This is a genomic window from Stenotrophomonas testudinis (assembly GCF_024499815.1).
Lineage (GTDB): Bacteria > Pseudomonadota > Gammaproteobacteria > Xanthomonadales > Xanthomonadaceae > Stenotrophomonas.
This window is the reverse complement of the sequence record NZ_JAMOKY010000006.1, coordinates 68013-93992: the sequence shown is the minus strand read 5'-3', so window position 1 is coordinate 93992 and position 25980 is coordinate 68013. Positions and strand designations below refer to the sequence as shown.

At 67.3% G+C, this 25980-nt stretch carries 26 protein-coding genes; 5 read left to right on the top strand and 21 right to left on the bottom strand.

Going from position 1 to position 25980, the window contains the following annotated elements:
• Positions 1-41 precede the first annotated feature (41 nt).
• The 14 genes from NQ204_RS06005 to NQ204_RS05940 all read right to left on the bottom strand — a co-directional run bounded on the left by NQ204_RS06005 (position 42) and on the right by NQ204_RS05940 (position 12364).
• Positions 42-542: an HvfX family Cu-binding RiPP maturation protein gene (locus tag NQ204_RS06005; RefSeq protein ID WP_256643335.1), complete on the bottom strand. Its 501-nt coding sequence runs from the start codon at positions 540-542 to the stop codon at positions 42-44.
• Positions 543-567: 25 nt separating this feature from the next.
• A complete protein-coding gene (locus NQ204_RS06000) occupies positions 568-1323 on the bottom strand; it encodes an HvfC family RiPP maturation protein (protein WP_256643334.1) in 756 nt (251 codons plus the stop codon).
• Entirely contained in the window at positions 1316-2191 is an 876-nt protein-coding gene (locus tag NQ204_RS05995) for an HvfB family MNIO-type RiPP peptide maturase (protein WP_256643333.1), read from the bottom strand. Before NQ204_RS05995 ends, NQ204_RS06000 begins: the two co-directional genes overlap by 8 nt.
• Positions 2178-2528 (bottom strand): hypothetical protein, encoded by a 351-nt coding sequence (locus NQ204_RS05990; protein ID WP_116863685.1) that lies wholly within the window; start codon positions 2526-2528, stop codon positions 2178-2180. Before NQ204_RS05990 ends, NQ204_RS05995 begins: the two co-directional genes overlap by 14 nt.
• Before the next feature lie 189 nt (positions 2529-2717).
• Complete coding sequence (phoU, locus tag NQ204_RS05985) at positions 2718-3425, bottom strand: phosphate signaling complex protein PhoU (protein WP_079221290.1); 708 nt, start codon at positions 3423-3425, stop codon at positions 2718-2720.
• Between the two features lie 76 nt (positions 3426-3501).
• A complete protein-coding gene (gene pstB / locus NQ204_RS05980) occupies positions 3502-4332 on the bottom strand; it encodes a phosphate ABC transporter ATP-binding protein PstB (RefSeq protein WP_108751511.1) in 831 nt (276 codons plus the stop codon).
• Between the two features lie 19 nt (positions 4333-4351).
• Positions 4352-5215, bottom strand: coding sequence for a phosphate ABC transporter permease PstA (pstA, locus tag NQ204_RS05975; protein WP_108764603.1), 864 nt, complete (start codon positions 5213-5215; stop codon positions 4352-4354).
• Entirely contained in the window at positions 5215-6183 is a 969-nt protein-coding gene (gene pstC / locus NQ204_RS05970) for a phosphate ABC transporter permease subunit PstC (protein WP_079221293.1), read from the bottom strand. Before pstC ends, pstA begins: the two co-directional genes overlap by 1 nt.
• Before the next feature lie 79 nt (positions 6184-6262).
• A complete protein-coding gene (gene pstS / locus NQ204_RS05965) occupies positions 6263-7351 on the bottom strand; it encodes a phosphate ABC transporter substrate-binding protein PstS (protein ID WP_079221294.1) in 1089 nt (362 codons plus the stop codon).
• 426 nt (positions 7352-7777) lie between these two features.
• Positions 7778-8797, bottom strand: a complete 1020-nt coding sequence (gene pstS, locus NQ204_RS05960; protein ID WP_116863688.1) for a phosphate ABC transporter substrate-binding protein PstS — start codon at positions 8795-8797, stop codon at positions 7778-7780.
• 313 nt (positions 8798-9110) lie between these two features.
• Positions 9111-10322: an OprO/OprP family phosphate-selective porin gene (locus tag NQ204_RS05955; protein ID WP_116863689.1), complete on the bottom strand. Its 1212-nt coding sequence runs from the start codon at positions 10320-10322 to the stop codon at positions 9111-9113.
• A gap of 203 nt (positions 10323-10525) precedes the next feature.
• A complete protein-coding gene (gene nth, locus NQ204_RS05950; protein ID WP_256643332.1) occupies positions 10526-11212 on the bottom strand; it encodes an endonuclease III in 687 nt (228 codons plus the stop codon).
• A complete protein-coding gene (locus tag NQ204_RS05945) occupies positions 11212-11565 on the bottom strand; it encodes a hypothetical protein (RefSeq protein ID WP_116863691.1) in 354 nt (117 codons plus the stop codon). The genes nth and NQ204_RS05945 overlap by 1 nt, the downstream gene beginning before the upstream one ends.
• Before the next feature lie 4 nt (positions 11566-11569).
• Positions 11570-12364 (bottom strand): enoyl-CoA hydratase-related protein, encoded by a 795-nt coding sequence (locus NQ204_RS05940; protein WP_256643331.1) that lies wholly within the window; start codon positions 12362-12364, stop codon positions 11570-11572.
• A gap of 166 nt (positions 12365-12530) precedes the next feature.
• Between NQ204_RS05940 and NQ204_RS05935 the strand changes: the two genes are divergently transcribed.
• The 3 genes from NQ204_RS05935 to NQ204_RS05925 all read left to right on the top strand — a co-directional run bounded on the left by NQ204_RS05935 (position 12531) and on the right by NQ204_RS05925 (position 15078).
• Positions 12531-13232, top strand: a complete 702-nt coding sequence (locus NQ204_RS05935) for an FKBP-type peptidyl-prolyl cis-trans isomerase (RefSeq protein WP_108768346.1) — start codon at positions 12531-12533, stop codon at positions 13230-13232.
• 134 nt (positions 13233-13366) lie between these two features.
• Positions 13367-14179: a CoA pyrophosphatase gene (locus tag NQ204_RS05930; protein ID WP_116863693.1), complete on the top strand. Its 813-nt coding sequence runs from the start codon at positions 13367-13369 to the stop codon at positions 14177-14179.
• Positions 14176-15078, top strand: coding sequence for a sulfurtransferase (locus NQ204_RS05925; RefSeq protein ID WP_256643330.1), 903 nt, complete (start codon positions 14176-14178; stop codon positions 15076-15078). Before NQ204_RS05930 ends, NQ204_RS05925 begins: the two co-directional genes overlap by 4 nt.
• Positions 15079-15519: 441 nt before the next feature.
• Here the strand turns inward: NQ204_RS05925 and NQ204_RS05920 are convergent, their stop codons facing one another.
• The gene (locus tag NQ204_RS05920; RefSeq protein ID WP_256643329.1) at positions 15520-16086 is read right to left on the bottom strand and encodes an N-acetylmuramoyl-L-alanine amidase; all 567 of its coding nucleotides are present in this window, start codon (positions 16084-16086) and stop codon (positions 15520-15522) included.
• Between the two features lie 72 nt (positions 16087-16158).
• On the opposite strand from NQ204_RS05920, the gene NQ204_RS05915 reads away from it, so the two are divergent.
• Both NQ204_RS05915 and rlmKL read left to right on the top strand, forming a co-directional pair.
• Entirely contained in the window at positions 16159-16686 is a 528-nt protein-coding gene (locus NQ204_RS05915; RefSeq protein ID WP_256643328.1) for an alpha/beta hydrolase, read from the top strand.
• Positions 16687-16831: 145 nt separating this feature from the next.
• Positions 16832-18970: a bifunctional 23S rRNA (guanine(2069)-N(7))-methyltransferase RlmK/23S rRNA (guanine(2445)-N(2))-methyltransferase RlmL gene (rlmKL, locus tag NQ204_RS05910; protein ID WP_256643327.1), complete on the top strand. Its 2139-nt coding sequence runs from the start codon at positions 16832-16834 to the stop codon at positions 18968-18970.
• A gap of 65 nt (positions 18971-19035) precedes the next feature.
• Here the strand turns inward: rlmKL and NQ204_RS05905 are convergent, their stop codons facing one another.
• The 6 genes from NQ204_RS05905 to NQ204_RS05880 form a co-directional block, all read right to left on the bottom strand.
• On the bottom strand, positions 19036-19365 hold the full coding sequence (locus NQ204_RS05905) for a DUF3325 domain-containing protein (RefSeq protein ID WP_116863698.1): 330 nt from the start codon (positions 19363-19365) through the stop codon (positions 19036-19038).
• The gene (locus NQ204_RS05900) at positions 19362-20996 is read right to left on the bottom strand and encodes a PepSY-associated TM helix domain-containing protein (RefSeq protein ID WP_256643326.1); all 1635 of its coding nucleotides are present in this window, start codon (positions 20994-20996) and stop codon (positions 19362-19364) included. Before NQ204_RS05900 ends, NQ204_RS05905 begins: the two co-directional genes overlap by 4 nt.
• Positions 20993-21313, bottom strand: a complete 321-nt coding sequence (locus NQ204_RS05895; protein ID WP_116863700.1) for a DUF3649 domain-containing protein — start codon at positions 21311-21313, stop codon at positions 20993-20995. The genes NQ204_RS05900 and NQ204_RS05895 overlap by 4 nt, the downstream gene beginning before the upstream one ends.
• 108 nt (positions 21314-21421) lie before the next feature.
• Positions 21422-23644, bottom strand: a complete 2223-nt coding sequence (locus NQ204_RS05890; RefSeq protein WP_256643325.1) for a TonB-dependent siderophore receptor — start codon at positions 23642-23644, stop codon at positions 21422-21424.
• A 262-nt stretch (positions 23645-23906) separates the two neighbouring features.
• Positions 23907-24293 (bottom strand): DUF4124 domain-containing protein, encoded by a 387-nt coding sequence (locus NQ204_RS05885; protein ID WP_165835707.1) that lies wholly within the window; start codon positions 24291-24293, stop codon positions 23907-23909.
• A gap of 390 nt (positions 24294-24683) precedes the next feature.
• Entirely contained in the window at positions 24684-25970 is a 1287-nt protein-coding gene (locus tag NQ204_RS05880) for a DUF445 domain-containing protein (RefSeq protein ID WP_256643324.1), read from the bottom strand.
• Positions 25971-25980: the final 10 nt, after the last annotated feature.

The window sequence follows — 25980 nt, the reverse complement described above, 5'->3', positions numbered from 1 at the left end:
CTTGGCTGGCATGCGGAACAACCGCCAACCAAGGTTGGCAACTACCGGGGCGCGATGGTCCGGCCGGCCACCCACGCGTCCACGCTCAGGCGCCCTGCGCCGTTGAACAGCAGCGGCAGCAGCATCGCCATGAACAGCAGCGGCAGCTTGAAGTTGCCGAACCCCTGGTCGCTGATCGCATAGCCCATCGCCAGTTCTCCCAGTGAATGCCAGTGCATCGGCCAGTGCACGGCATAGGTGGCCACCACGGTCAGCACCAGCAGGCTCGCCGCGGCGAGGCGGGTGCCGAGCCCGAACAGCAGGCAGGCCGCGCCGGCCAGCTCGAACCAGGTCGCCAGCTGCCAGTTCACGCCGGCGGGCAGCTGGTCGAACGGGAACGGGAACGCCCCCTGCAGTTCGGCAAACCAGTTCTCGCCCAGCAGCTTCTCGCGGCCGGACTCGAAATATTCCCAGGCCAGCAGCAGGCGCAGGCCCAGCGGCGCCAACCACGGGCCGCAGCGATCCAGCTGGCCGCGCACGGCGGCCAGGGGCAGGGTGTTCATCACGGGGAACTCCTCGTTGGAGGTATCAGGCCACGGTGGGCAGCGGGCCGATCAGACCGGCCTGCAGGAACTGCTGCAGCAGCGGGGTGCCGGGTTCGATCAACGCATCGGCGTCGAGCTGGTGCAGGTTGGCGAGCTGCTGCAGCTGCTGGCCGCCGGTGGCTCCCGGCGCCTCGTCGATGAGGATCAACAGGTGCGCGGCCAACGGGCTGAGCTGGGCGAAGCGCACCACGCCATCGGCATCGCGGCGGACCAGCAGGCCGGTCGGTTCGGCGGGTGGAGCGACCGGTGCGTCATCGGCGCCGAGGCGGTGGACCGGCCACGCGTACAGCAGCGGCCAGGCCAGCGGTGAACAGCGCAGCGGTTCCTGCAGCGGGTCGATGCCCGGGGCCGGCGGCAATGGCTCGGCCGCACGCTGGTACAGATCGGTTTCCACCCACTCGTAGTGGGCCAGCTCGGCCAGCGCCGGGTGCGGCAGCTCGGGCTGTGCCTGCAGCCAGTGCACGAACTCTGCTGCCACCGCGGTGAACAGCGGCGTGCGAGCGCGGTGGTGGGCGAAGTAGTGTCGGACCAGCTCGGCCCAGGCCGCCTCGCCGAGCAGGCGCACGCAGACCGGGAAACTGTTGCCGAGCAGGCCCAGCAGGTTGTTGGACAGCAGCCGCTGGTAGACCGCCACCCGCCGCGGGTCGAGGTCGGCCGGGGCAGGCACCTGCTGCGGGTCGCGCAGGTGCGCGGTGAATGCATGCTGCTGCGCACACAGGCGCTCGGGCGCGTCAGCCATGGGCGACCTCGCGCTGCGTGCCCTGCAGCCGACGGATGGTGCGCAGTTCGCCCTGCAGTTCGGCGTAGGGCGGGAAGTTGAAGTCGCGTTCCAGCACGGTCGGGCGCGGCCCGAAGCGGTCGTAGCTGCGCTCCAGCAGCGCCCACACCGGGTCGATCACCGGGCTGCCGTGGGTATCGATCTTCAGGTCGGGCGCCTCGTCCAGGTGGCCGGCCACGTGCAGGCAGACGATGCGCTGCGCGGGCAGCCCGGCGATGAAGGCGTCGGCATCGTAGCCATGGTTGCAGGCGTTGACGTAGACGTTGTTGACGTCCAGCAGGAGGTCGCAATCGGCCTCGGCCAGCACCGCGTTGGTGAAGGCCAGTTCGTCCATCGCCGGCTGCGGGGCCAGGTAGTAGGACACGTTCTCCACCGCGATGCGGCGGCCCAGCAGGTCCTGCACGCGGGCGATGCGCGCGGCGGTATGGCGCACGGCTTCGTCGGTGAACGGAATCGGCAGCAGGTCGTACAGCTGGCCGTCGTCGCTGCAGTAACTCAGGTGTTCGCTGTACAGCGGCACGCGGTGGCGCTCGAGGAAACGGCCGACCTGCTGCAGCAGCTCGGTATCCAGTGCAGCGCTGCCGCCCAGCGACAGCGACAGGCCGTGGCAGCTCAAGGGGTGGCGCCGGGCCAGTTCGTCCAGCGCATCGCCGGCCGGCCCGCCGACGTTGATCCAGTTTTCCGGCGCGCATTCCAGGAAATCGACGTCGCCGGCCGGGGCGTCGTGCAGGTCCTGCAGCAGCGCACGCCGCAGGCCCAGCCCGACGGCCGCCGCAGGCAGCGGCAGCCGTGGGTGGACGACGCTGGCGGCAGCGTCAGTGCTTCGCACCGCACTTGCCTTCGCCGCACTTGCCCTCGGCGGCCTTCTTGTCGCCAGCGGTCTTCGCTTTGGTGCCAGCAGCCGCACCGGCCTTGCCCTTGTCGGCGCCACACTTGCCTTCGGCGCTCTTGCCGTCGGCACCGCACTTGCCCTCGGCATGCTTGGCGGTATCACCAGCCTTGCTGTCGGCGGCCTTTGCATCACCCGCCTTGGCAGCCTGGCCGGCCACCAGGTAGCCCTGGGCAAGGTCGGTCATGCTCAGGGCCGAAGCACTGGCAGTCACGCCCAGGCCTGCGGCCAGTGCAGTGGCGGTCAGCAGGGACAGGGTCTTGTTGGAACTGCTCATCAGTCGTACTCCTTGTGTGGTGGGCGGGCGCCCGGGGTGAAACGATGATGCCGCGATCGTACTCAAGGAATCCTCGCCGAGACCTCAAATTTTCGTGAGAAGTGTTACAGGCGGCGCGCGCGCAAACAAAAAGGCCCCTGTCATGCCGACAGGGGCCCTCGGACGCGTCTCCGCTGTTGCAGCGCAGTATCAGACGTGGTCAGTGCTCGACGTCTCGTCGCGCTTCTCGCGCGGCGGCAGCGGCTGCTCACCGTGCACCAGGAACCACACGTTCTCGGCGATGTTGGTGGCATGGTCGCCCACGCGCTCCAGGTTCTTGGCCATGAACAGCAGGTGGGTGCACGGGGTGATGTTGCGCGGGTCTTCCATCATGTAGGTCAGCAGCTCGCGGAACAGCGCGGTGTACTGCGCGTCCAGGCGGGCGTCGTCCTGGCGCAGGGCGATGGCTGCTTCGGCGTCGTTGTCGCGGTAGGCGGCGATGGCGCGGCGCACCTGCTGCGCGGCCAGACGGCCGAGGGCGCGCAGGCCCTGGATCTGCGGCAGCGGCGGCACCTTGCCCAGCGCGATCGAGCGCTTGGCCACGTTCGCGGCGTAGTCACCGATGCGTTCGATGTCTGCCGGGATGCGCAGGCCGGCCAGGATCTCGCGCAGGTCGCGGGCCATCGGGCCACGCAGGGCCAGGCGCATCACGTCGTGGCTGATCTGCTGTTCCAGCTGGTCGATGGCTTCATCGTTGGCGATGATGCGGTGGGCGGCGTTCTCGTCGCGCTTTTCGATGACGTCCATCGACGCCTCCAGCTGGGCGACGGCCATCTCGCCCATGCGCACGATTTCGGCCACCAGGCGCTGCTGCTCTTCGTCGTAGCTCTTGACGATGTGGTCGTTGGGAAGATTCATGGTTGTTCCACTCTGTAGAGTCGAGCCATGCTCGACTGCCGTTATCGATAGCGTCGAGCCATGCTCGACTGCCGTTTCAGCCGAAGCGACCGGTGATGTAGTCCTCGGTCTGCCGCTGCGAGGGCTGCGAGAAGATCACTTCGGTACGGTCGTGCTCGATCAGGTCGCCCAGGTACATGAAGGCGGTGTAGTCGGACACGCGCGCTGCCTGCTGCATGTTGTGGGTGACGATGACGATGGTGTACTCGTGCTTGAGCTCTTCCACCAGCTGCTCGATGCGGCTGGTCGAAATCGGGTCCAGCGCCGAGGTCGGCTCGTCCAGCAGCAGCACCGACGGGCGCAGGGCCACGGCACGGGCGATGCACAGACGCTGCTGCTGGCCCCCGGACAGGCCCAGGGCGCTCTGCCCCAGTTTGTCCTTCACTTCGTCCCACAGTGCGCCCTGGCGCAGCGCCTGCTCGACGCGGTCGGCCATGTCGGCCTTGCTCAGCTTCTCGTGGTGGCGGATGCCGTAGGCCACGTTCTCGAAGATGGTCATCGGGAACGGCACCGGCTTCTGGAACACCATGCCGACCTTGCTGCGCAGGCGGTTCATCGGGTACTTCGGCGACAGGATGTTCTCGCCGTCCAGCAGCACCTCGCCACGCGCTTCCAGCTTCGGGTACAGCGCGTAAATGCGGTTGAAGATGCGCAGCAGGGTCGACTTGCCGCAACCGGAGGGACCGATCAGCGCGGTCACGCGCTTTTCCGGGATCTCCAGGTTGATGCCCTTCAGGGCGTGGAACTTGTCGTAGTAGAAGTCCAGACCACGCGCGGCCAGCTTGACCGGCGACGGCGTGTGCAGGTTCTCGTGCGAGGCCGGCACCGCGATGCGCTGCATGGGCACGGCGTTGGAGAGGTCGTTCATGGCGTTATCCACGGAAAGGTCAGTCATGGGAGATACGGTTGCGCAGCAGGATGCCACGGGCGGCAAGGCTGACCAGCAACACGAAGACAGTCAGCACCAGGGCACCGGCCCAGGCCAGCACCTGCCAGGATTCATACGGGCTGCCGGCGAACTGGTTCATCACCACCGGCACCGAAGCCATCGGCTGGAAGATGTTGTTGTTCCAGTACTGGTTGCCGAAGGCGGTGAACAGCAGCGGTGCGGTCTCGCCGGAGATGCGGGCCAGGGCCAGCAGGATGCCGGTGATGATGCCGGCCGATGCACTGCGGTACAGCACCTGGACGATCACCTTCCACTGCGGGATGCCCAGCGACAGGGCGGCTTCGCGCATCTGCGAAGGCACCAGGCGCAGCATCTCGTCGGTGGTGCGCACCACCACCGGCAGCACGATGAAGGCCAGCGACAGCGCACCCGCGAAGGCGGAGAAGTTGCCGCCGGTCTGCATCACGTACAGGGTGTAGACGAACAGGCCCAGCACGATGGACGGTGCCGACAACAGGATGTCGTTGACGAAGCGGACCACGGTGCCGGCCTTGCGGGCGTTGCCGTACTCGGCCAGCCAGGTACCGGCCAGCACGCCCAGCGGGGTGCCGATGCCGATCGCCAGCGCACACATCACCGCGCTGCCGAAGAAGGCATTGGCCAGGCCGCCTTCCTGCATCGGCGGCGGCGTCATCTTGGTGAACAGATCAAGATTGATGCCGGCCAGGCCCTTGGAGGCCAGGGTGAACAGGATCCAGCCCAGGAAGAACAGGCCGAACAGGGCGGTGGCGCAGGACAGCGCGATGGCGATGACGTTGCCGATGCGGCGGCGCAGGTACAGGGAGTCAGCGGTGGTGGACATCAGTTGCCCTCCTTGCGGGACAGGCGCATCAGCATCAGGCGGGCGATGGCCAGCACGACGAAGGTGACGATGAACAGGACGAAGCCGAGCAGCAGCAGCGCCGAGCGGTAGGTTTCAGTGGCTTCGCCGAAATCGTTGGCGATCAGCGCGGCGATGGTGGTGCCCGGTTCCAGCAGCGAGGGCGACAGGCGCACGCTGTTGCCGATCACGAAGGCCACGGCCATCGTTTCACCCAGGGCACGGCCGAGGCCGAGGAAGACGCCGCCGATGACGGCCGAGCGGGTGTAGGGCAGGACGATGTCCCAGCTCACTTCCCACTTGGTGGAACCCAGCGCGTAGGCCGATTCCTTCAGGCGGGTCGGCACGGTCAGGAACACTTCGCGCATCACCGAGGAGATGAACGGGATGACCATGATGGCCAGCACGAAGCCGGCGGTGAGCATGCCGATGCCCAGCGGCGGGCCCTGGAACATCGGGCCGATGATCGGCCATTCGCCCAGGGTTTCGTTGAGGAACGGGGTGACGTACTCGGTCATCACCGGCACCAGCACGAACAGGCCCCACATGCCGTAGATGATCGAGGGGATGCCGGCCAGCAGTTCGATGGCGGTACCGACCGGACCACGCAACCAGCGCGGCGCGACTTCGGTGAGGAAGAAGGCGATGCCGAAGCTGACCGGCACGGCGATGACCATCGCGATGAACGCGGTGACCAGGGTGCCGTAGATCGGGGCGAGTGCGCCGAACTTGTTTTCGACCGGATTCCAGTCGGAGGAGAAGAAGAAGCTCAGGCCCTGCATCTGCAGGGCATGGCGGCCGCCCCACAGCATGGACAGCGCGGCACAGGCCAGGGCGATCAGGACGAAGATGACGGTGCCGACCAGCACCCATCGGAACAGTTTGTCGTTGCGGGCATCACGCGCATCGCGCGTGGACGGGGCTGCTACAGGCTGGGCGATGGCATTCATGGGGACGGCAGGGCCAGGAAAGGGGGCGGCACGACGTGGAAGTGACGGTGCCCGCGCGGGGCGGGCACCGTCGGGTCCATCACTTCAGCTCGGTGCCCCAGTAGGCCTCGATCTGCTTGGTCAGTTCGGCCGGCAGCGGCACGTAGTGCAGCTCGTTGGCCTGGGTCTGGCCGTTCTCGAAGGCCCACTTGAAGAAGGCCAGGGTGTCCTGGTTGCGCTTGGCGTCCTTCGGCTTCTTCTGCATCAGCATGAAGTTGGTGGCGGTGATCGGCCACGCCTGCTCGCCCGGGGCGTTGGTGATGACCAGGTTGAAGTCCTTGGCGCTGGCCCAGTCGGCGCTGGCGGCAGCGGCGGCGAAGGTTTCAGCGTTCGGCTGCACCCAGGTGCCTGCGGCGTTCTGCAGGGCGGTGTACGGCATGGCGTTCTGCAGGGCGTAGGCCAGCTCGACGTAGCCGATGGAGCCCTTGATCTGCTTCACGTAGGAGGCAACGCCTTCGTTGCCCTTGCCACCGACGCCGTCCGGCCACTGCACCGAGGTGCCTTCGCCGACCTTGGTCTTCCACTCCGGGCTGACCTTGGACAGGTAATTGGAGAAGTTGAAGGTGGTGCCCGAACCGTCCGAACGGTGGACGATGGTGATCTTGCCGTCCGGCAGGGTCACGCCCGGGTTGGCCGCGGCGATGGCCGGGTCGTTCCAGGTCTTGACCTTGCCCAGGAAGATGTCGGCCAGCAGGGCGCCGGTCAGGCGCAGCTTTCCGGCTTCCAGGCCTTCGATGTTGACGACCGGCACCACGCCGCCGATGGCCGACGGGAACTGGGCCAGGCCGGCCTGGGCCAGTTCGTCGCTGCTCAGCGGCTTGTCGGAGGAACCGAAATCAACGGTGCCGGCCTTGATCTGGGCGATACCGCCGCCCGAACCGATCGACTGGTAGTTGATCTTGGCGCCGGTGGCGGTGTTGTAGTCGGCCGACCACTTGGACACCAGCGGGAAGATGAAGGAAGCGCCAGCGCCGGAGACCTCGGCGGTCACCTTGTCGCCGGCAGCGGCCGGGGCGGCGGCTGCGTCGGCAGCCGGCTGCTGTGCAGCCTGCTTGTCGCCGCCGCAGGCCGACAGGCCCAGGGCGATGGCCAGGGAAAGGGCGGCGAGGCCGGCCGAGTGCAGTTTCATGTTCACTCCATAGCGGGGAAGAGCCGACGGCGTCGGCGGATGCGGCTATGAAATGATGTTTTTGTTACAGCCGTATGACGTCCATGACAGAGGTGTCGGACATCACGTTCTGACAAGGGTTTCACGGGGTCAGCGGCCCTATGGTGGGGCTGCCCGGCGCCGCCCGGGGCGCTGGAATGCGCGCGGCGGGCGGGCGCCTTTCGCTTTTGTCGAGTCGAGCCCATGCTCGGCTGCTTCTGGCCTTTGTAGAGTCGAGCCATGCTCGACTACGGGCCGTCAGCCGAGCATGGGCTCGGCTCTACAAGGGCAGGGCGGGGCCAGGCCCCCAAAAAAGAAAGGCGCCAGGCCCGAAGGTCCAGCGCCCGGTTGGGGTCGGCGAGGGAGAGAGGACCCGCCGACCCCCGTTCCTGCGGGGGAACGCCTTGCTCAGTACTTCAGGTTCTGCGACCAGTAGGTCTCGATCTGCTTGACCAGGGTGTCCGGCAGCGGCACGTAGTCCAGCTGCTTGGCCTGGGCGTCGCCGTTCTTGTAGATCCAGCGGAAGAATTCCTGGGTCGACTTGGCGCCGGCCACGTTCTTCGGCTGCTTGCGCACCAGGATGAAGTTGGTGGCGGTGATCGGCCAGGCCTGCTCGCCCGGGGCGTTGGTCATGACCAGATAGAAGTCCTTGGCATTGGCCCAGTCAGCGCTGGCGGCCGCGGCCGAGAAGGAGGCGTCCGACGGCTGCACGATCTTGCCGGCAGCATTCTTCATCGCCGCGTAGGACATCTTGTTCTGCAGGGCGTAGGACAGCTCGACGTAGCCGATGCCACCCTTGATCTGCTTCACGTAGGCAGCGACGCCTTCGTTGCCCTTGCCGCCGATGCCGGCCGGCCACTGGACCGAGGTGCCTTCACCGACCTTGCTCTTCCACTCCGGGCTGACCTTGGACAGGTAGTTGACGAAGTTGAAGGTGGTGCCCGAACCGTCCGAACGATGGACGATGGTGATCTTGGCGTTCGGCAGGGCAAGGCCGCTGTTCAGGGCAGCGATGGCCGGGTCGTTCCAGGTCTTGATCTTGCCCAGGAAGATGTTGGCCAGGGTCGGGCCGTCCAGCTTCAGCGCGCCCGGGGCGACGCCGGCCACGTTGATGACCGGCACCACGCCGCCGATGACCGACGGGAACTGGGCCAGGCCGGCGGCAGCCAGCTCTTCCGGCTTCAGCGGGGCATCGGAGGAACCGAAGTCCACGGTCGCCGCCTTGATCTGGGCGATACCACCACCGGAACCGATCGACTGGTAGTTGACCTTCTTGCCGGTCGCGGTGCTGTAGTCCGCCGACCACTTGGACATGACCGGGTAGATGAACGAAGCGCCCGCGCCGGTGACATCGGCGGCGTTGGCGGCAAACACGGACGATGCAGCCAGGATGGCGACAGCGGCGCGCGACTTGAAGGCGTGGATCACGGGAGAGACTCCTGGGGTGGTCGAAGGGCGGCTGCCCGACGTTTCGGTGCACATTCCATAACGGTTACGTGACATGCCTGCGTCTGTCATATGACGCAATCGTGACACCCGTCATGAATGTCCCGGAACCCGCGCCAGAGGGCCTGCAGGGCCTTCGTAGCACGGTGGGGAATAAGGGCGTCGTGGCCCCCGCGGCGCTGCTCCAGCGCCGGTGCTGCACAGGTGCGGCCACCGGATGGCGGGGGCGACAGGGCGTTGAAACGACGAAGGCACGGCCGGAGCCGTGCCTTCGTTGCAACGCGTGCGTCAGGTCTTACCAGAAGAACTGCGCGCGGGCTTCCAGGATGTTCGGATCGTCATTGACGAAGCCGCGGGCGGTGGAGCTGTACTTCTTGCTGTCCACCATCACGTAGTTGACCATGAACTTGAAGTTTGAACGCCAGTACCAGTTGGCGCCGACGGTCCAGATGTCCATCTTGCCGCCCAGCACGCCATCGACGATCGGCGGACGGCCGGCCACCGGATTGGTCGACAGGTTGCCGTCGTTCAGATCCATGTGGTCGTAACGCACCCCCAGCTGCCACTGGCCGCCAGCCGGGTTGTTCGGCAGGCCGGTGCCCGGGGTGCCGGCCTTGTAGCTCCAGGTTTCGCCGGTCACGTTCCACACGCCGCTGACGTAGTAGCCGTCGCTGGTGTAGTTGTCGTGGTCGTAGCGCTTGGCCTTGCTGCTGTAGTACTCGGCCTGGGCCTTGAACGGACCCTGGAAATACATGGCTTCAGCGCCGAGGGTGCTGACGCGGTCGGTGTCGGTCATGTTGCCGCTGTCGACCAGGCGCGCGGTGGCCAGGTCGGCGTTCGGACGGGCACGCACGCGCAGGGTGTCGGCGTCGGCGTCGTAGTCGACGTAGCTCAGGCCGAAGTGCAGGACCTGGCCCTTCTCGTTGATCGGGGCGAAGGTGCCGCGTGCGCCGTAGCCGCTGCCGTGGGCCAGGTTGCGGGTCAGTTCGCGGCCGAAGGCGCTGGCGGTGACCGACCAGTTGTCCTGGCCGTAGCTGTAGGCGCCACCGAGGCGGCGGGCGACCGCGTAGGTATTGGTGACCGCAGCCTTGGAGATGAAGTCGTTGTTCTTGGTGCTGGACAGTTCTTCCAGGCTGTTCGGCTGCTTGAACTGGCCGGCCTGGATGAAGTGGTTGGCGTTGCCCAGCAGCTTGTACTTGACGTTGGTGTCGAGGAACTTGTCAGCCTTGGCGTCGTAGCCGACGACCCACTCCACGTTGCCCGGGCCCTTGCCCTTCAGCACCAGCTCGGCGCGACGCAGTTCGAATTCGCTGTCCTTGCCATTGCCGGCGTCACCGCCGTTGAGGTCCACGACGTCATTGTCGAACCAGTTGCCGTCAGCCTGGACCAGGCCTTCGAAGGTGATTTCCGAACCGCCGATCACATCGATGGCGACTTCAGCGTGTGCAGCCGGCACGTACAGCGCAGCAGCCACGGCCACCGTCAGGAGTTGGTGATGCAGTTTCATGGAGAGGAGCCTTGCAGGCAGGTGGGAAGATGCGCGCAGGCTAAAAGGTAAAGATTGCGTAAATGTGACAGTTGGAGCGCGGCCGGGATCCGCCGCAGGCCCCGTCGCGTCAGGGGCTGACGATGTAAACGCTTGCGTGTGACGCTGGGGTTGCGCACGGATTGCAGTAGATCCACGCCTCGCGTGGATGCGTTTCCTGCGGTCTACGCGACGTTTTTTTCCTTGAAGCGACACAGGTCGGCAATCACGCAGCCCGGGCAATCCGGCTTGCGTGCCTTGCACACGTAACGACCGTGCAGGATCAGCCAGTGGTGCGCATCGAGCAGGAACTCGGCCGGGATCGCCTTCACCAGACGGTCCTCCACTTCGCGCACATTCTTACCCGCTGCCAGCCCGGTGCGGTTGGAGACGCGGAAGATGTGCGTGTCTACCGCCATCACCGGTTCGCCGAAGGCCGTATTGAGCACCACGTTGGCGGTCTTGCGGCCGACACCGGGCAGGGCTTCGAGCGCCTCGCGATCGCGTGGCACCTCGCCATCGTACTTCTCCAGCAGGATCGCGCAGGTGGCGATCACATTCTTCGCCTTCGCGTTGAACAGGCCGATGGTGGCGATGTACTTCTTCAGGCCGTCCTCACCGAGCGCGAGGATCTTCGCCGGTGTGTTGGCCACCGGGAACAAGCGTCGCGTCGCCTTGTTGACGCCCACGTCCGTGGCCTGCGCCGACAGTGCCACCGCCACCAGCAGTTCGAACGGTGAGCTGTAGTCCAGTTCGGTCTTCGGGTGCGGGTTGAGTTCGCGCAGGCGGGTGAACATCTCCACCACGTCGGCGCGCGGCATCACGCTGCCACGACGCGCAGGTGCGCGCGTGGTCTTCTTTGCAGTGGCCATTACTGTTCCTTGCCTGCCGCGCGGGCCTTGGCCCGGGCGAGGATCGCGGCCGCCGCAGCGGGCAGCGCGGGTTTCACATCGGGCGCCGGTGCCGGTGTGCGACGTGCATCACGTTCGGCTTCGCGGCGTGCCAGGCGCACGGCGCGTGCGCGATAGCGTTCGCGTGCGGCCCAGGCCGTGCGCAGGTCACGTTGTGCCTGCAGCAGCCGCTGCGGAAGTTCCGGGTGGTCGGGCAGCAGCCGTGCGTCGGCATCCGCGGCGATGTAGTCCATCAGGCCGTTCTGCAGGGCGCCATCGAGATCGTCTGCCTGGACCCGGGCAAAAAGCTGCACGGGGTTGGGTCGGGATGCCATGGGGTCAGCGGTTCTGGAAGGCCGGCGGGCGGCGCTGCAGGAACGCGCTGGTGCCTTCGCGCATGTCTTCGGTGGCGAACAGCAGGCCGAACTGCGCGCTTTCATACTCCAGGCCGGCTTCCAGGCTGCATTCGCCACCCACGTGCACGGCATCGAGCAGGCCGCGCAGGGCCAGCGGCGCCGAGCGTGCCAGCTGCCTGGCGACGTCCTGCACGCGGTTGTCGAGTTCGGCTGCCGGCACCACCTGGTTGACGATGCCCAGCGCCAAGGCGCGTTCGGCATCGATCGGGGCGCCCAGCAGGCACAGTTCCAGGGTGGCGGCGCGGCCGCACAGGCGCAGCAGGCGCTGGCTGCCACCGAAGCCCGGGATCAGCCCCAGGTTGATCTCCGGCTGGCCGATCTTGGCGGAATCGGCGGCGATGCGCAGGTGGCAGGCCATGGCCAGCTCCAGCCCACCGCCGAGCGCGAAGCCGTTGACGCGGGCGATGACCGGCTTGGGCATGCGCTCGATCCGGCGCATCAGGGCCTGGCCGAGCAGCGAAAAATCACGTCCCTGAACCGCGCTGAGTGTATTCATCTCGGCGATGTCGGCGCCGGCCACGAAGGCCTTGGGGCCGGCGCCGGTCAGCACCACCACGCGAACGTCCGGGTCGGCCGACGCCGCGCTGAACGCCTCGGCCAGGGCCTGCAGGGTGGCCGCATTGAGGGCATTGAGCTTTTCCGGGCGCTGCACGGTGAGGGTGCGGATGGCGCCGTCATCGGTCACGGCGACGGGCTGGTCGGCGGGGGCTGAGGCCACGGAAAGCTCCTGGAACGTTAAAAAAAAGTGAGATTGAACTCTTGAAACGCAGGTGGGTCAAAGCCTGCGTGGTCAGTAGCGGTTACACGTTGTGGCCGGTATCCTAACCCGTCGCCTCAGGGCGGCGCAGAACGTCCCTGAGTTACCACCCCTGGAGAACTGTTTGATGAAGTTGCGTTCTATCGCGGTCGCCGTCGCGGCCCTGGCCCTGACGGGCAATGCCCTCGCCCAGGACGTCGCGTCCGAAAAGGGCAAGCTGAGCTATTACTTCGGTTACGACTACGGCAACAACCTGGCGGAGCTGACCGGTCGTGGTGAGCAGCTGGACATCAACTCGGTGGTGAAGGGTCTGCAGGACGCCTACGCCAAGAAGCAGCCGGCGATCACCGCCGAGCAGCTGAAGCCGGCCGTTGAAGCGTTCCAGAAGCGTGAGCAGGGCCGTGCCCAGGCTGCCAAGGCCGAGTACGAAAAGGCTGCTGCCGAAAACAAGACCAAGAGCGACCAGTTCGTTGCGGCCAACAAGGCCAAGGCGGGCGTGCAGACCCTGCCGAGCGGCGTCCAGTACCGCGTGATCGAAGCCGGCAAGGGCGCCAAGCCGACCCAGGCCAACACCGTGCAGCTGGAAGTGGCCGGTCCGTACCCGTTCGGCCAGCGTCCGACCGAAGCCCGTCCGGCCCAGCAGATTCCGTCAATCAAGGTCAGCGAAGTCGAAATGAAGGCCATGCGCGAGACCCTGCTGCAGATGCCGGCGGGTTCGAAGTGGGAAATCACCCTGCCGCCGGATCAGGCCTACGGTGCCGACCCGCGTACCGGCTTCCCGCCGAACGTGGCGGTGCAGTTCGAAGTCAAGCTGGTCAGCGTCAAGTAAGTCGACCCAACATCAATGCAATGCAGACAACGCGCCGGTGGCTTCCACCGGCGCGTTTCTGTTTGTGCATCCCGCGACGATCACGCACCTTCGTGATCGTCCCCAACCGCAGCCATTCGCGCTACTGTTGCAGGGTGCAAACTACGGAAGAACCGGCGCGTGTTGTCGCAAGCCCCTGCATTGGAGTGTGCAAGCTGGATCACAACCGGCTATGCGTCGGGTGCGGGCGGCATATCGATGAAATCGCAGGGTGGTCGTCGATGAGCGACCGCGAACGCAGCCGCGTCCTGCATCGTGTGCAGCCCCTGCGCGAACAACTGCAGCAGTCGCTGCGCGGATCACTGGCCGACCACGAACGCCTGCTGCGCGCGCTGCATCCGCTGGCCGAACCGCCGCAGGGCGATGGCTGGAACCGCAGCGAACTGAGTGACCTGCTGCCCCCCGGCCCGCCGGTGGAAGCCGCGGTGCTGGCCGGCATCGTGCCGCGTGCCGGAGGTGCCCAGGTCATCCTGACCCGCCGCACCGAGACCCTGCGCACCCACGGCGGCCAGGTCGGTTTCCCGGGCGGACGCACCGAACCGGACGACCGCGATGCCCTGGCCGCCGCCCTGCGCGAGAGTCAGGAAGAAATCGCGCTGGCACCGGGCCAGGTACAGGCGCTGGGCTACCTCGATCCGTTCGTGACCATCACCGGTTACCGGGTGACCCCGGTGGTGGCGGTAGTCGATCCGGATTTCGTGCCGGTACCGCAGCCCAGCGAAGTGGCCGAGGTGTTTGAGGTGCCGCTGGATTACCTGATGGCTGCCGACAACCTGCGCCAGGTCGAGATCAACCATCGCGGCCGTGTGCGCCATGTCCTCGAATACGGCTGGCCTGGCCAGCGTATCTGGGGCGCGACCGCTGCCATCCTCTACAACCTGCGTCGCCGCCTGGAGCAAGTGCAATGAAGCCGATCAATCCGCCGTGGACCACCCTGGTCGATGTCGCCACGCTGGCTGCCGCCCTCGATGGCGACGTGCGCGTGGTCGATGCCCGTGCCACCGCCAGCACCGTCGTGCGCGTGGTGGATGCGCGCGCAGCGCTGGCCGACCCGCAGGCCGGGGCAGGGCAGTATGCGGCCGGGCATATCCCGGGTGCGGTCCATGCCGATCTCAACCAGGATCTTTCCGACCTGCGCCGCAGCGGCCATGGCCGCCATCCGCTGCCCGACAGCGACGCCTTCGCCGCGCGCGTGGGCCAGTGGGGCATCGGGCCGGACACCCAGGTCGTGGTCTATGACGGCAGCGACGGCAGCATGGCCGCCGCACGCCTGTGGTGGCTGCTGCGCCTGATCGGGCATACCCGTGTGGCCGTGCTCGACGGCGGCATCGCCGCCTGGCAGGCCGCGGGCCATGCGCTGGCCACCGGCCACAGCGAGGTGACCGCGCAGCCGCCCTATCCAGGCCGCTTCGACACCACCCAGGTGGCCTCGGCCGACGAAATCGCCGCGCGCCTCAAACACGCCCCCGGCTGGCTGGTGGACGCCCGCGCCGGCGAGCGTTTCCGCGGCGAAGTCGAGCCGCTGGACCCGGTGGCCGGCCACGTGCCCGGCGCGGTCAACCGCCCGTTCGCCCTGAACGTCCTCGACGGCCGCCTGCGCGACCCGCAGGAACTGCGCGCCGAACTGCAGGGCGTGATCGGCAGCCAGGACCCCGCGCGCGTCGTGCTGATGTGCGGTTCCGGCGTGACCGCCTGCCACCTGCTGCTGGCGATGGAAAGCGCCGGCCTGAGCGGCGCCCGCATCTACGCCGACTCTTGGAGCGGCTGGGTCAGCGACAGCACCCGCCCGGTCGCCACCGGCGCCTGACCCCATCGGCCCGGTAGCCGTGCAAGGCGCAGTCGAGCGCGGCTCGACTCTACAAAAAGCGCATTCCGATTGATTTGACCCCGTGCCGACCAACGGTCGACACCCACCATCAGCAGCAGGTTCCGGCAGGTAGAGGCCAGTAGATCCACGTCACGCGTGGATGAAATCTGTCAGATATCGAATTCCAGATTGGGGTCAGAGCCCGTTGCGCAGCAACGGGATCCGACCCCGTGCCGTACCGACAGATCGCAGGCAACTGTCGAAGGCGGGGTGGGTCCGGTTGAGGGGGTGTGAGCCGCATGGATGCGGCGACCGAGCTTACAGGGATGTACTTGCAGCGTCCCCCTCAACCGGACCCACCCCGCCATCCCACGGATAGCCAGCTTTTGACGTTGACGTTGACGTTGATCCGGCAGGTGCAGGGCGCAGCCCTGCAAACGATCACCCCAACCCCTGCAACGGCACCCTCGCCAGCACCCGCGCCCACGGAAACAACGGCCCCGGATCCCGCTTGCGCGCCACCGTCAGCCCCGCATCATCACTGGCCGGCACCTGCTCCAGATCCAGCTGGTCGTGCCCGGCAATCCGCTGCAGCGACGGATATCGTGCCACCAGCGCCAGCAGCAGCGCCTCCAGCGCAACCAGCTGCGCCTCCGTATACGGCTCGTCCATCGCCTGGTGGTGGCTGTCGAACCAGTGCGGGTAGCGGCCGGTGTTGACCAGCTCGATGCCCACCGTATCGGCGTTCATGCCGCGCACGTGGTGGGCGATGCGCTCCGGCGCCACGTACTGCACCACGCTGCCGTCGCGGTCGATGTAGAAATGCCCGCTGTTGCCCGCGCCGCTGTCGTACAGCACACGCTCGCCATACTCGCGGGCCATCGCCAGGTCGGGCAGCTCGGTGCAGTGGATCACCACCATCCGCAGGCTGTCGGCATCACGCAGGGGCAGGCGGTCATGGTAGGGCAGGGGCTGCAGCTGCAGGCCGGGCAGGAGCGGGGTGGGCATGCGGCGATGCTAGCATTGCAGGATGAACCTGCCTTCCCGATCGACGTTGAACCGCTCCCTGGGAGCGCATGCATGAGCCGCGGCCACTGCATCCTCTCCCACGGCTTCGAGAGCGGCCCGGAGGCCACCAAGGTCACCGCGCTGGCCGAGGTTGCCGAGCGCCTAGGCTGGACCCACGAGCGCCCCGACTACACCGACCTGGACGCGATGAGCGGGATCAGCCGCGTCGGCGACGTGCGCACCCGCCTGCAGCGCCTGGTCGAGCGTGCCGCCGCGGCCGCCGCGCAGGGGCCGGTGGTGCTGGCCGGCTCCAGCCTGGGCGCCTACATTTCCGGCATCGCCTCGCTGCAGGTGCCGGTGGCCGGCCTGTTCCTGATGGTGCCGCCCACCACCATGGGCCCGATGCCGGCGCTGGACGCCGCCGACGTGCCGACCACCGTGGTCCAGGCCTGGCATGACGAGGTGGTGCCTGCCGCCGGGGTCATCGCCTGGGCGCAGGCGCGCTCGGCGCAGCTGCTGCTGGTGGACGACGGCCACCGCCTGGAATGCCACGTGGAGGCCTCCGCGCACGCCTTCGAGCGCCTGCTGCGCCAGCTGTGAAGCCCGGGCGCACGGCGCGCCCGCCCGCTTTGACTACAATGGCAGCTCCGCCGCCCCCGGCGCGGGCCTGCCGGCCGTGCCTACGGCCCTCCTTTCCGACTGGCCCGGCCCCTGTGCCGCGCCCGACCACCTGCGAACCGATCCCGTGAAATTCTTCGTCTCCTGCGCCAAGGGCCTGGAATACCTGCTTGCCGATGAACTGTCGGCCCTGGGCCTTGGCAAGGCCACCGCCACCATTGCCGGCGTCAACGCCGATGGCGAACTGGAGCAGGCGCTGCGGATCGTCATGTGGTCGCGCCTGGCCAGCCGCGTGCTGTGGCCGATCGACGAGTTCGAGTGCCCGGACGAGCAGGCACTGTACGACGGCGTGCGTGCGCTGCCGTGGCATGAGCACATCAAGCCGGAAATGACCCTGGCGGTGGACGCGCATGTGTCCGGCGACAAGATCACCCACGCGCGCTTCGCCGCGCAGCGGATCAAGGACGCCATCGTCGACCGCATGCGCGATGAAGGCCTGGAACGCCCCTCGGTCAACACCGACCTGCCCGACGTGCGCGTGAACCTGTCGCTGCGCAAGGGCCGTGCCTCGCTGTCGATCGATCTTGGCGGCGGCCCGCTGCACCGCCGTGGCTGGCGTGGTGCCGCCCACGAGGCGCCGCTGAAGGAAAACCTGGCCGCCGCGCTGCTGATGCGCGCGCAGTGGCCGCGCCTGCATGCCGCCGGTGGTGGCCTGCTGGACCCGATGTGCGGCAGCGGCACGCTGCTGATCGAAGGCGCGCTGATGGCCGCCGACGTCGCGCCCGGCCTGATGCGCCATGGCAGCCTGCCGCCGAGCCGCTGGCTGGGCTTCGACAAGGCCGCCTGGAAGGCGATCCAGAGTGAAGCGCGTGACCGCGAAGCTGCTGGCCTGGCCGCGCTGAAGCCGGTCATCCACGGCAGCGACATCGACCCGGTGGCCATCCAGGCCGCGCGTGAGAATGCCGAAGTGGCCGGCGTGGCCCATGCCATCCGCTTCACCCGTGCGGACGTGGCCGACCTGGCCGCACCGGAGCAGGAAATCGGCGCGGTGGTCTGCAACCCGCCCTACGACGAGCGCCTGGCCGCCGATCCGGCGCTGTACCGCGCGCTGGGCAACGCACTGCAGAAGGCGGTGCCGCAGTGGCGTGCCAGCCTGCTGTGCGGCAACGACGAACTCGCTTTCGCTACCGGCCTGCGCGCCGGCAAGAAGTACCAGATGTTCAACGGTGCGCTGGAATGCGCGCTGATCATCTGCGATCCGATCGCCGTGCCGGGCCGCGACCCGGCACAGCCGCGCGAACTGAGCGAAGGCGCGCAGATGGTGGCCAACCGCCTGCGCAAGAACCTTAAGAAGTTCAAGAGCTGGCGCGGGCGCGAGGACATCACCTGCTTCCGCGCCTACGATGCCGACCTGCCGGAATATGCGGCGGCCATCGACGTCTACGAAGAAGACCGTGGCCAGCGCCGTACCTTCCTGCACGTGCAGGAATACGCCGCACCGGCCGCGATTCCGGAAAACGACGTGCGCCGCCGCCGCAACGAACTGCTGGCTGCCGCGCGCGAAGTGTTCGGCGTTCCGCCGGAGCAGGTGTCGATGAAGTCGCGCGAGCGCGGTAAGGGCGGCAGCAAGTACGGTCGCTTCGAGCAGCGTGACGAGTTCATCGTGGTGCGTGAGAACAACGCGCTGCTGCAGGTGAACCTGTTCGATTACCTCGATACTGGCCTGTTCCTCGACCACCGCCCGCTGCGCCGGATGATGGCCGAGCAGGTGCGTGGCAAGCGTTTCCTCAACCTGTTCTGCTACACCGGCGTGGCCAGTGTGCAGGCGGCGGTGGCAGGCGCGGCCAGCACCACCAGCGTCGACCTGTCGGCCACCTACCTGCAGTGGTGCTACGACAACCTGGCGCTGAACGGCCAGGGCGGCAACCAGCACCTGCTGGTGCAGGCCGATGCGATGGCGTGGCTGGAAGGCGACCGCGGCCAGTACGACGTGATCTTCTGCGATCCGCCGACGTTCTCGAACTCGGCCCGTGCCGACGACTTCGACGTGCAGCGCGAGCAGCTGAAGCTGCTGCGTGCGGCGGTGGCGCGCCTGGCACCGGGCGGCGTGCTGTATTTCTCCAACAACTTCCGCCGCTTCAAGCTGGAAGAAAATGCCATTGCCGAGTTCGCCCAGTGCCGCGAGATCACCGCGCGCACGATTGGCCCGGACTTCGAGCGCAACGCGCGCATCCACCGCGCGTGGGAACTGAAGCGCCTGGGCTGACCCCGGTCGTGAATGGGGTCAGAGCCCTTGCGCATTGCGCAAGGGATCCGACCCCGGCTGCCGGGTTAGAGCACCGCCACCACCAGGCCGAGAACCGGCAGCGCGATGGCCAACGGCGCGATCCACGCCTGCCGGTACGGGTACAGGCCAAAGGCCAGCGGCACGCCGGCCAGGGTCAATGCACCCAGCCACAGCACCGGGCCCATCGCCCAGCCGTGGTCGACCACGCACAGCGCGAACGCGACCGTCAGCAACACCCAGCCCAGCACGCGCCACTGCGTGCGCCGTGCCGGCGTCGCGGCGGCCTTGCCGTGGAGGTCCTGCTGGTGCTTTTCCATCGCCAGCGACAGCGCGGTGAACGCGGAGAACGACAGGGTCAGGGCCAGCAGCATCATGCGCTGGCCTCCGCTTCGGTAGCCGCAGGCGCAGCCGGTGCCTTGGCGGCTGCAGCCGCCGCTGCGCGCTTCTTCTTTTCGGCGGCGCTCAGCGACGGCGTCCAGCGCTGCATGCGCCAGCCGCACATCGCCAGCATCGCGCCAAACGCAAGCATCGACAGGTCAAAACCAGCCAGCACCCAATCGCCATTGAGCAAGGTCACGCCCAGGTGCGCGTGGGTGGTCAGGGCATTGACCACCGGCACCAGCGCGAAGGCGGCCGCGCCGATGTACAGCTGCCACGCCCACATCATCCTCTTGGGCCAGATGAAGGCGGCCAGCAGGGCGGCGCCCCAGGCGTAGAAGAACACGTTGGCCTCGGCGTTCGAACGCTCGGCCATCTCCAGCGGCAGCAGGCGGTTGCCCCAGAAGTAGGCGGCAAAGGCGATCGGCAGCCCGGCCACGGTGCCGATGTTCAGCGCATCGACCAGGCGCAGGCCGAAGCCGATGCGTCCACTCTTGGCATGCTTGGGACGTTCCTTCACCGCCCACAGCACCACGCCGCTGGCGACCATCAGGCAGCCGACCAGGCCGGACAGGAAGAACAGTGCACGCAGGCCCCAGTCGGCAAAGCGTGCCAGATGCAGGCCGTACAGCACGCCGCGGGTGGCGGTGGCGCCACCGGAGGGCGGTGTTTCTTCCAGCAATGCACCGCTGACCATGTCGTAGCGCACGGCCGGGGTGTCGGTGGACAGGCGCTTGCCATCACGCTGGCGGATGTCGATCACCGCATTGGCCGCGCCCGGGTTGGACACGGTGAAGCCGGCCACTTCCACGCCGTGCCAATGCGCACGCGCGCTGTCCAGCAGTTGCGCGATCGGCAGCGGTGTTGCGCGGCCTTCGGCCGGCGCGGTCACCTCCGGCATGCCGCCGAAGGCTTCGCTGAAGAACTTGTCCTCGTCCTGCGGGTAGGCGACTTTCACGCCCCACGGCAGGTACATGATCATCAGCGTGACGATGCCGGTGTAGGTGATCATCGCGTGGTAGGGCAGGGCCATCACCGCGCTGACGTTGTGGAAATCGAGCCAGGAGCGCAGGCCCTTGTCCTTGCGGAAGGTGAAGAAGTCCTTGAAGATTTTCTTGTGGGTGATGACGCCGGTGATGATCGCCACCAGCATGAACATCGCGCAGAAGCCGACCAGATAGCGTGCCCACAGCACCGGGATGTAGTGCAGGTCGAAGTGCAGGCGGTAGAAGAAATCACCGCCACGGGTGTCGCGCGCCTTCAGTTCGCCGCCGGTGTTCGGGTCCAGCGTTGCATCGCCGAAGGCACCGCGACGGCCCTTGGACGGATCGGCCTGGTCGGCCGGCACGCGCCAGAAGGTGCTCATCGCCGGGTTGCGCGGCTGCGGCAGCGTCACGTACCACATCTCGGCGTTGCCGGCCTTGTCCTGCAGGAAATCGATGGCGCGTTGCGCGGCCACGTCGGTGCTGACCCCGGCACTGGGCAGCTCAGGGCGCATCCAGCGGCTGATCTCCTCGCGGTAGTAGCTGGCGGTGCCGGCCATGAAGATCAGCAGCAGCAACCAGCCGACCAGCAAGCCGGTCCAGGTGTGCAGCCAGGCCATCGACTGGCGGAATCCGTTCTTCATGCCCAGGCCCCCAGCATGCGCGCGATGGCAGCCATCAGCAGGGCGGGAGCGAGAATGCCGACCCACGCACGCAGCGCGCTGCGGGTGGCGAACGCCCACAACGCCGCGCAGGCGGCGACCAGAATGGCCAGCAGCATGCCGGTCAGCACGGTCTGCCCGCGTGCGCCGGGCAGCGCCACCGCGCAGAACACGCTGGTGGCCGAAGCCAGCGCATAGCCGCCGAAGATCGCGGCCAGGGAACGGGACAGCACTCCCCAGCGTTCGCTGGCGAAGAAGGTGCTGAGGCGGGAGCTGGCAAGTTCGGGCGAGCGGTCCACGGCGGTCCTGCAGGTTCGTTGGAAGAAAGGCCGGCGCACCGAAGCGCGCCGGGGGTGGCCATCCGTGGCCGGGCGCCGGTCGCAGAACCGGCGCCATCCATCAGGGAATCAGAGCTTCCAGCGCAGCGTCACGCTGACGTTGCGCGGCTCACCCCAGTACACGCCGTTGTAGAAACCGACGTTGCTGTAATACTTCTTGTCCAGCAGGTTGCTGATGTTGAGCTGGGCGCTGAAGTTCTCGTTGAAGCGGTAGCCGCCGGCCAGGTTCAGCAGGTAGAACGCGTCCTGCTGGATGACGCCCTGTTCGGTGCGGCCGCTGGTCAGGTAGTCGGCCGCCGGCTTGGTACTGGCGCGCCAGATACGGCTCTGCCAGGTGGCACCGCCGCCGAGCCAGAAGCGGCCATCGAAGCCGCCCGGGCGCCAGCTGGCGTTGAGGCGGAAAGTGTCCTGCGGGGTGGTGCTGTTCTGTACGACGCCGGCCTGGCTGCGGCTGACAGCGTGGGCAAAGCCCGCAGACAGGTTCCAGCTTTCGCCGAGACTGCCCTGTGCTTCCACTTCCCAGCCGTGCACCTTGTTGCCCTTGCCGGTGGAGCGGTAGGCCTGGGTGCCATCCGGAAGCGAATTCAGCGGCACCGAATCATCGACCTCGGCCACGTTGTCCTTTTCGCCCTCGAAGATCGCTGCCGAGGCATTCAGCAGGCCGCCGAAGAACTCGGCCTTCAGGCCGCCTTCGTACATCTTGCCGACCACCGGCTCCAGGTAGCTGCCGTTCTTGTCGCGGTAGTTCTGCGGCGCGAAGATGTCGGTGTAGCTGGCATAGGCGCTGAGCACGCGGTTGAAGTCGTACACCACGCCGGCATACGGCGTGGTCTGGTCCTTGGGCTTGTAGCCGGTGCGCGTGGTGCCCGTGCCATTGCCGCTGCTGTCGTAGCTGTAGCGCCAGGTCTTGGTTTCCCAGTTGCCGTAGCGCACGCCGGCCACCACCAGCAGCGGGTCGGTCAGGCGCAGGCGGGTAGCCACGTAGGCTGCCTGCTGGCGCAGCTCATCCTGCGAACCGAGGTAGCCCGGACGGGTGACCGACAGCGGCGCGACATCGCCGGTCCAGTTCCGCCAGTCGGGCACCTGGGCGTAACTGGCGGGGTAGGGGTCGATGGAGGCCGCGGGGTACTCGCCCTTGCGCACCGACTGGCCTGCGCCGAACACCACTTCCTGGGTGTGGCCGAACAGTTCGAAGCTGCCGGTGGCGTTGACGTCCACCACATCCATCGTGCTGTCTTCCACGAAGTTGCCGATGTAGGCCAGCACGCCGGTGCCATCGGCACGCGGGTAACCCTGCGCGCCATACCAGACCGCGCCATCGGTGTTGCGCTTGGCGCGGCTGATCGCGGCCTTCACCGACCAGTGGCTGCCCAGTTGCTGTTCCAGCCGCGCGAAGGTGGTCTTCTCGATGATCGGCCAGCTGCTCCACGATGCGGAGAGGTTGGTCGAGCGCGGCAGGTTGGCCGGCGTGCCATCCGGGCCCCAGTACGGCACCACGCCCCAGGTCACACCGCGGGTATGCGGCGACTGGTACTCGTAACCCACTTCGAACAGCGTGCTGTCGGTCAGGTCGGCCTGGACGATGCCGTAGAACACGTCCTTGTCGAGCTGGTAGACATCACGGAACGAATCGCTCTGCTGCTTGCCGGCGACCACGCGCGCGCGGATGCGGCCGTCCCAGGCAACCGGGCCGCCGAGATCGGCTTCCAGGCGCTGGTTGCCCCAGCGGCCCAGGGTCAGGTTGGCACCCATCTGGAAGGTATCGGTCGGGCGCTTGCGCACCATGCTGATGGTGCCGGACGGATCACCGGCGCCGGTGGTCAGGCCGGTGGCACCGCGGATCACTTCGATGCGCTCGTAGATCACGTTGTCGGTATTGGTCTTGATCGACCCACCGAACGTGTTAAGCATGCCGTCGATCTGGAAATTGGTGATGTTGTAGCCGCGCGAGACATAGTTGATGCGCTCGCTGTCGGTGACCGCCACATGCACGCCGGTGACCTGGCCCATCACATCGGACAGCGAGAACAGGCCCATGTCGTCGAGGCGCTGGCGGGTGATGACGGTGACCGACTGCGGCGTCTCGCGCAGCGACAGGTCCAGCTTGGTCGCGCTGCGCGCGTTCTTCACTGTATAGCCGTTCTGGATCTCGCCGTCGGCGGTCACCTTCACCGTATCCAGCGTGCGCGCATCGGCAGCGGACGGTGCATCGGCGTGGGCCAGCGGGGCACACAACAGCGTGGCCAGGGCCAGCGCCAAGGGTGAAACGACGGGAATGTTCGGTCGGGCCATACAGTGCGATTCCATGCAGGAGAAAACCATCAGCGATGGAATCCATGCGTGCGGGCGCCCGCGCGGAATCGCGCGACCCGAGGCATCTCCCATCGCCACGCGCTGACGGCCAGAACCGTCGGCGCACGAGGAGCCGGGGATGTACACGGGCGGAAGCGCGGTGGGGGCGCCAAGTGGCTGAGCGTACAACCGATCAGTAAATGATAGGCATTCGCATTTCGTTAATCAAGCGTGGGTTGGCCGGGGCCTGGGGCCCCCGCCTTCAGCGCGACGCGCAGGCGCGGGTGACGTCGTCGTTGAGCTGCCGCTGTGGCGTGCGCGTGCCGAACCACTCGGCCATCTCGCGGCGCGCACGCGCCTTGTCGCAGGCTTCGGCATTGCTGGCGGCCTCGATGACCGTGCCGGAGCCCTGCGGCGCACTGCGGCCGGCATTGGCCTGAAGCTGACGGCGGGCATCGCGGAGCTCGCGGTCGACCCGCTCCGATTCCTGCCAGCTCAGCTTGGGATCACGCACGATCGGCCGCGTCACGCCCGTATCCTGCCCGCTGGGGCAGGGCAGCGTCTGGTAGACGCTACGACCACCATCGTTGCACTTGTACACACGCTGCGCGCACGCATCACCGGCCGCGGCCAGCAGCGGCAGCAACATCCACATCCTTCGCATGGATCCCCCCCGCGGGCCACCCTGGCCCGCATGGCGCGGGAGCATAAGGAGTGTGACCCCGGTCGCGCAATATGCCTTCGCCTTCCGCCAGACATGGGGTCACAGCCCGTTGCGTCGCAACGGGATCCGACCCCGTGCCGACCAACGGTCGGCACCCACCCTCAGCAGCAGGTCCCAAAAGCTCGCAGGAAACTGTCGAAGGCGGGGTGGGTCCGGTTGCGGGGGCGTGAGCCGCATGGATGCGGCGACCGAGCTTACATGGACGTACTTGCAGCGTCCCCCGCAACCGGACCCACCCCGCCAGCCCACGGATACCCCGCTTTTGATGTTGACGTTGCTTCGGCGGGTGCAGGGCTCAGCCCTGCCAAGCAATCATCAGAATTTGAACAGCACCGTCGCCGCGTGCAGCAGCACCCCGATCAACCCACCCACCAGCGTGCCGTTGAACCGGATGAACTGCAGGTCGCGGCCTACGCTCAGTTCCAGCTGCTCGACCAGGTGCCGCTCGTCCCAGCCCTTCACCGTCTGCGCGATGTGCGTGGTCACCCCCTCGCGCAGGCGCTCGGTCAACCGCTGCGCACCCTCCAGCAGATGCTGGTTGAGCGCATCGCGCAGCGCCGGATCGGCCTGCAGCGTCGAACCCAGCGATGCCAGGCTGCGCTGCAGGTGGCCGACCAGTGCCGAATCTTCGCGCTGCAGATCCGTGCGCAGGCTGGCGTGGATGCGTGCCCACAGCCCCTGCACATACTCCTGCAGGGCCGGGTGGTCGATCATTTCCTGCTTCAGCTGCTCGATGCGCTCGGCCAGCGCCGGGTCTTCGCGCAGGCGCTGCACGTAGTTGCCCAGCCAGGTCTCGTAGTCCTGCCGCAACGGATGCTGCGGCTCGGCCAGGACTTGCTGCAGTTCTTCCAGCACCGCACGCGCCAGCCGCTCGGCCAGGCTGTCACCGATCTCGTCGATCGGCTTGATCCAGTTCACCGTGTTCGACAGCGTTGGCCACTCGCGCTGGATGTAGCGCACGATCAGCTGCGAGGCGCGCTCCTTCACTTCCGGTTGTTCCAGCCAGCGGCCGAGCCGCTGCAGGCCCTCGTCCAGCACGCGCTGGTGGCGGCCATCGGCAGTCAGCAGGGCCAGCAGTTCGCCGGCGGTTGACGCCGCATTCCACTGTCGCAGCTGTTGCACGACGAAGCTGTGCAGCTGCCGGCGCACGGCGCCTTCGTCGAAGAAATCCAGCGCCTGCAGCGCCCAGCCACGGGCCATGTCGGCCAGCATGCGCGAACGTGCCGGATCGGCCAGCCAGCTACCGAGACGGCTGGCGGGGTCGAATACCTGCAGCTTGGCCAGCAGCACGCCCGGTTCCAGAAACTGGTCGCGCACGAACAGGGCCAGGCTGTCGCCGATGCGTTCCTTGCTGCGCGGGATGATCGCCGTGTGCGGAATGGGCAGGCCCATCGGCCGCCGGAACAGCGCGACCACCGCAAACCAGTCGGCCAATGCGCCGACGGCGGCAGCCTCGCAGAAGGCCGACACCCAGGCCCAGCCACCGCGTTCGTCCTGCCAGTGGCTGACCGCGAACCCGGCCAGCATCAACAGCAGCAGGCCCAGGGCGATGGCTTTCAGGCGCCGCAGCTGTGCGCGACGCGGATCGATGGGAGACGTCATGGGGGGAGTC

What these genes read in the sequence shown, in the direction of transcription:
- NQ204_RS05935 (WP_108768346.1), top strand. Translation starts at nt 12,531, where the DNA reads ATGAAGTTGCGTTCTATCGCGGTCGCCGTCGCGGCCCTGGCCCTGACG.
- phoU (WP_079221290.1), bottom strand. Translation starts at nt 3,425, where the DNA reads ATGAATCTTCCCAACGACCACATCGTCAAGAGCTACGACGAAGAGCAG.
- NQ204_RS05900 (WP_256643326.1), bottom strand. Translation starts at nt 20,996, where the DNA reads ATGAAGAACGGATTCCGCCAGTCGATGGCCTGGCTGCACACCTGGACC.
- NQ204_RS05955 (WP_116863689.1), bottom strand. Translation starts at nt 10,322, where the DNA reads ATGAAACTGCATCACCAACTCCTGACGGTGGCCGTGGCTGCTGCGCTG.
- NQ204_RS05915 (WP_256643328.1), top strand. Translation starts at nt 16,159, where the DNA reads ATGAGCCGCGGCCACTGCATCCTCTCCCACGGCTTCGAGAGCGGCCCG.
- NQ204_RS06000 (WP_256643334.1), bottom strand. Translation starts at nt 1,323, where the DNA reads ATGGCTGACGCGCCCGAGCGCCTGTGTGCGCAGCAGCATGCATTCACC.
- NQ204_RS05920 (WP_256643329.1), bottom strand. Translation starts at nt 16,086, where the DNA reads ATGCCCACCCCGCTCCTGCCCGGCCTGCAGCTGCAGCCCCTGCCCTAC.
- NQ204_RS05990 (WP_116863685.1), bottom strand. Translation starts at nt 2,528, where the DNA reads ATGAGCAGTTCCAACAAGACCCTGTCCCTGCTGACCGCCACTGCACTG.
- pstC (WP_079221293.1), bottom strand. Translation starts at nt 6,183, where the DNA reads ATGAATGCCATCGCCCAGCCTGTAGCAGCCCCGTCCACGCGCGATGCG.
- NQ204_RS05905 (WP_116863698.1), bottom strand. Translation starts at nt 19,365, where the DNA reads ATGATGCTGCTGGCCCTGACCCTGTCGTTCTCCGCGTTCACCGCGCTG.
- NQ204_RS05890 (WP_256643325.1), bottom strand. Translation starts at nt 23,644, where the DNA reads ATGGCCCGACCGAACATTCCCGTCGTTTCACCCTTGGCGCTGGCCCTG.
- nth (WP_256643332.1), bottom strand. Translation starts at nt 11,212, where the DNA reads ATGGCCACTGCAAAGAAGACCACGCGCGCACCTGCGCGTCGTGGCAGC.
- pstB (WP_108751511.1), bottom strand. Translation starts at nt 4,332, where the DNA reads ATGAACGACCTCTCCAACGCCGTGCCCATGCAGCGCATCGCGGTGCCG.
- NQ204_RS05880 (WP_256643324.1), bottom strand. Translation starts at nt 25,970, where the DNA reads ATGACGTCTCCCATCGATCCGCGTCGCGCACAGCTGCGGCGCCTGAAA.
- NQ204_RS05945 (WP_116863691.1), bottom strand. Translation starts at nt 11,565, where the DNA reads ATGGCATCCCGACCCAACCCCGTGCAGCTTTTTGCCCGGGTCCAGGCA.
- pstS (WP_079221294.1), bottom strand. Translation starts at nt 7,351, where the DNA reads ATGAAACTGCACTCGGCCGGCCTCGCCGCCCTTTCCCTGGCCATCGCC.
- NQ204_RS05925 (WP_256643330.1), top strand. Translation starts at nt 14,176, where the DNA reads ATGAAGCCGATCAATCCGCCGTGGACCACCCTGGTCGATGTCGCCACG.
- pstA (WP_108764603.1), bottom strand. Translation starts at nt 5,215, where the DNA reads ATGTCCACCACCGCTGACTCCCTGTACCTGCGCCGCCGCATCGGCAAC.
- NQ204_RS06005 (WP_256643335.1), bottom strand. Translation starts at nt 542, where the DNA reads ATGAACACCCTGCCCCTGGCCGCCGTGCGCGGCCAGCTGGATCGCTGC.
- NQ204_RS05885 (WP_165835707.1), bottom strand. Translation starts at nt 24,293, where the DNA reads ATGTTGCTGCCGCTGCTGGCCGCGGCCGGTGATGCGTGCGCGCAGCGT.